This window comes from Cupriavidus phytohabitans (assembly GCF_017815025.1).
Classification (GTDB): domain Bacteria; phylum Pseudomonadota; class Gammaproteobacteria; order Burkholderiales; family Burkholderiaceae; genus Cupriavidus.
On record NZ_JAGIQB010000136.1, the window covers coordinates 1 to 4,112 of the forward strand.

Below are 4,112 nucleotides of genomic sequence, written 5' to 3' on the forward strand. Positions count from 1 at the left end.
GACAGGTGCAAAACGTGTGAAGGACGGCTTGAATTGGTCGTTCTCTCCCGTATTGCGAAAGCCGAAGACCACGGCTTCCGCAACATCAACCGCAAACCTCATTGATCAGCGATTCCCTAGGTGAACCGCCATATAAATCCGTATATGAAGAGAAGACGGCCAAGAGCACGGTGGCGTGAGGATCGTTGCGTGGCTTCGCGAAAGGGAGCAGCCTCTCTGGCGTACGTGTCGGTCGTCCCCTCTTTCTTTCAGCTCCGGCGAAGGAGTTCCCGTTGTTCCTCCGCTGTGTAATTGCTGACATGTCCTTCCTTTGCCGCCTGCCGACGTGCGGCTGCGACGAGCGACTTGCTACGCAGGGGAGGGGACGGCGCAGAGACTTGCCTAGTCAGTGTCACGCTGCCACATTGCGGGCACACGGGCTTTTGGCTTGCGCGTACAAGCGTTTCGTAGCGTAGACCGCATTGGCAGCAAACATAGTCGTAGAGCGGCATAGGCCTCTTCTTCATAGAAAATTAGTATCCAACGGAATGGCCTCTGTTCGATGGTCGATGCAATTCCTCATTACGCAATCAGTCGTCATTTCCAGAGCGTTTCGCCCGTCGGGTGCAACGAGCCTTTCGTTTGCTCCTAGCGACATCAAAAATCTCATAACGTCAAGCCGGCCACTTGCAGCGGCCCGCATTAGACACGTGAGGTCATCTCCGTTTGTGTGATCGATATCGAGGCCGGCGTTGATTAACCTGAGGATAGTTTTTGGCGCACCGTTCAAACACGCATACCAGAGCGCACTATTCTCTTCGTCGTCTAGCATGGCGACGGGTACACCCTCATAGAGCAAAGTCGCGACAATGTGGTCATTCCCCTCTAGCGCTGCCTCCATCAGCGGCGTAATGCCATTTACGCCAAATGAATCTGCGTCGGGGAAGCCATGGTTCGACAGCCATATCACAAGGGGCGCATGCCTACGGCTTTTCCACGATACTTCGATACTTCGGGGGCGTTCAGTATCTATGATCTCGTAGGGGGCAATCGTGTTCTCCAGTGACATCTTGCACTCCGGTTGTATCTGTGTATCCCGTTAGACGAATCGTCACACTTCAAGAGGCCGCAATGAAAACGTCAGACTGGTCGATTTTCGTGTGGATTGCGCACCGGCCCCATCACTTTGATTCCTTCTTCATAGCTGATAATGTCAAAGGGAAACTCGAATCGGCAACCGGCGTCGGCTATAGCATCCAACTTCGCTGCCGTACTTTGCTTTTTCAGCTCATTTTTTTCCAAGTACAGAAGCTCCAGCATCTCGTTGTACACAGTCGACTCAATGATCGGCAGTACATAGAACATTGCTCCCCTGTACGGTACTTGGTACCGCTTAGTCAGATCGATATTGTCGCAGAAGAGGAAGTACTTCCCGCGCGCGTGCAAGGCGTCACCCAACACTTCGGCGACGTCTCTTAAGTGCTCGAAACTCAAGAGCCAGCCGCAAAAGAATGGCAGCTGAGAATCACCCGCATGGGCCACAGCCATCACCTGCTCGCAGCACAGTTCGGGTGGCCGCGCCTCGTCGGCGAGCCGCGGGGCGAAGCGGAGCGCAAGTTCGCCCCGAAAACCAACGCGCCTTGGCTTCGTCGTTCGACCCTTGAAGACTGCATTGAGAAGACGCCCCTCGTGTTGGAGACGCGCGAACGGGGTGTCGTCGAGCTCATCACGAACAGGTGTAGCGGTCATACATATTCCTCCTTTCAAGCAAAGGCACCCCACACTAACCGAAACGTTGCGTATGGAGCGACGCGACGGCTAAGACCTCCGCAACATCCGTACCAGTAAAAAAATATGCTGAGATGGTATGCGGGCAGGCTTTCGAGGAGTAGCGAGGTGTCATTCGCGACAAAAGGAGCAGAGGTTTGTCTTAAAGGCCACTGAAAAAAGTACATGGCACTACACGCTCACGCCAAAGTTGAGAAACCATTGATGCCGAGAAACGCGACGAGGAAACCGACTGAACTGGGAACTGGGCGGAACAACCGCTGTGCAGTGGCCGAAGAACGAAAGGCAAGCGCTCAGTTTCGGCAATAGTGTTATGCGACGCGGGTAGGCCCCCGAGCTCAGGCGCTGCTAGTGGCTAAGGACGCCGCCGCCCTGTCCCCCGGAACCAAGCAGTACACGGCCGGCGTAGCTTTCTACAAGCCGACCTGTAGAGACGCTGAAACTTACCGTCAGTCGTTTCAAATCAAATCGGAATCTGGGTGCTCGATAGCACTTCCTTGAGCGTCATGAAGGAACGGAGTTGTCGTACACCGGGCAGGTATAGAAGTTGCTCGGAATGCAGTCTGTTAAAGCTCTCGCTATCCCGAGTCCGGACCAACATGAAATAATCGAACTCCCCAGCTACTACATGGCATTCCATGCAGCCTGTGACTTTTATCGCGGCCTCCTCAAACTTCGAAAAGGACTCGGGAGTGGCACGTTCCAGGACCACGCCAATCAATACAAGCATGCCAGCCCTTAGCTTCACCGGATTCAGCAGCGCCACGATGCCACGGATGAGGCCAGTCCTCTTGAGTCGTTCAACGCGCCGAGAGCACGCCGGCGGGCTTAGATTGAGATGCGCTGCCAGCGCCAAGTTTGAGATCGATGCATCTTGCTGCATGGCTCTCAAGATGGCCTTGTCGATACCATCTAGTGCATCAACGCTTACCTTAGGTTGGTTGGTCGTGTGAAATGTTGTGGTTCCCATGGGTTTCATGCGAGAAAAATTTGAAGTCAATTCTTTTTATGGTGCTCAAATTGGGCGAGCTTTGCAGGAGTGCCTCGCGTTCCATTTTTCGAGCGAAGTTGTTTGAACACCTGAGAACTGGGAAATGGTCCAAGAGAGGCAAGTGTCCCCTAATTGCCCCCGCGAGTACAACTTACCATCACGCCGGAGCTCCGTCATGAAGATCGAACGCTTTCCCCGTTACCCATTGACATTTGGCCCAACCCCCATCCATCCTCTAAGGCGACTGAGCGAGCATCTCGGAGGACAGGTCCGGTTATACGCAAAGCGTGAGGACTGTAATAGTGGGCTAGCTTTTGGAGGAAACAAAACTCGAAAACTTGAATACTTGATTCCCGATGTGCTAGAGCAGGCTGCCGACACGCTGGTGTCGATTGGAGGCATACAGTCTAATCAGACAAGGCAAGTGGCGGCGGTAGCAGCACATCTTGGACTCAAGTGCGTTCTGGTCCAGGAGAACTGGGTTAACTACTCGGACGCGGTCTATGACCGCGTCGGGAATATCCAGATGTCGCGCATTATGGGAGCTGACGTACGCCTAGTTGGCGACGGTTTCGATATCGGAATACGAAAAAGTTGGAAGGAAGCAATAGAAAGTGTGCTTCATGATGGTGGAAAACCATATCCAATTCCCGCTGGCTGCTCTGAACATCCTCTGGGTGGCTTGGGTTTTGTCAGATTCGCCGAGGAAGTTCGGGAGCAAGAGGCGGAACTTGGCTTCGGCTTTGACTATATCCTGTTGTGCTCGGTTACAGGGAGCACACAAGCCGGCATGGCAGTCGGTTTTGCAGATGAAGGACGCGCCAATCGCGTGATTGGCGTTGATGCTTCGGCAAGGCCCGAACATACTCGGGAGCAAATTCTGCGAATCGCGCGCCACACCGCACAGCTTGTCGACCTAGGTCGCGAGATTACTGATACTGACATCGTGCTCGACACGCGTTACGGCGGACCGGAGTACGGGCTACCATCCGAAGGTACGCTCGAAGCAATCCGTTTGTGCGCCAGGTATGAAGGCATAATGACTGATCCAGTGTATGAGGGTAAGTCTATGCACGCATTGATCGATATGGTCCGTGGTGGTGAATTTCCTGAAGGCTCAAGAGTGCTATACGTCCACCTAGGCGGCGCGCCTGCTCTAAGCGCGTACAGCTTCCTATTCCGAGGTGGCTAAGGATTCCGCTCAGATGCAGGGGGTTGATTGCGAATCGAGGGCTAGCGTGGATATGCGGACAACACCATCGCAAATTGTCTGGCAGCTTAGCAGGCCGCTGAAATACCTCCAGCGAACGTCAGCGTCACGAGAGGCTGACGCGTTAATCTGAAGACTCCACCC

At 54.0% G+C, this 4,112-nt stretch carries 5 protein-coding genes; 1 reads left to right on the top strand and 4 read right to left on the bottom strand.

Annotated features, from left to right (window positions below; genetic code table 11):
* Positions 1–248 precede the first annotated feature (248 nt).
* The 4 genes from J8I34_RS33395 to J8I34_RS33410 form a co-directional block, all read right to left on the bottom strand.
* The gene (locus tag J8I34_RS33395; RefSeq protein WP_371748199.1) at positions 249–506 is read right to left on the bottom strand and encodes an FmdB family zinc ribbon protein; all 258 of its coding nucleotides are present in this window, start codon (positions 504–506) and stop codon (positions 249–251) included.
* On the bottom strand, positions 503–1,048 hold the full coding sequence (locus tag J8I34_RS33400) for an ankyrin repeat domain-containing protein (RefSeq protein ID WP_209808465.1): 546 nt from the start codon (positions 1,046–1,048) through the stop codon (positions 503–505). The genes J8I34_RS33395 and J8I34_RS33400 overlap by 4 nt, the downstream gene beginning before the upstream one ends.
* Positions 1,049–1,119: 71 nt before the next feature.
* Complete coding sequence (locus J8I34_RS33405; protein ID WP_209808467.1) at positions 1,120–1,728, bottom strand: hypothetical protein; 609 nt, start codon at positions 1,726–1,728, stop codon at positions 1,120–1,122.
* 502 nt (positions 1,729–2,230) lie between these two features.
* Positions 2,231–2,737, bottom strand: coding sequence for an Lrp/AsnC family transcriptional regulator (locus J8I34_RS33410; protein WP_209808469.1), 507 nt, complete (start codon positions 2,735–2,737; stop codon positions 2,231–2,233).
* A 196-nt stretch (positions 2,738–2,933) separates the two neighbouring features.
* On the opposite strand from J8I34_RS33410, the gene J8I34_RS33415 reads away from it, so the two are divergent.
* Positions 2,934–3,950, top strand: coding sequence for a 1-aminocyclopropane-1-carboxylate deaminase (locus J8I34_RS33415; RefSeq protein ID WP_209808471.1), 1,017 nt, complete (start codon positions 2,934–2,936; stop codon positions 3,948–3,950).
* Positions 3,951–4,112 lie beyond the last annotated feature (162 nt).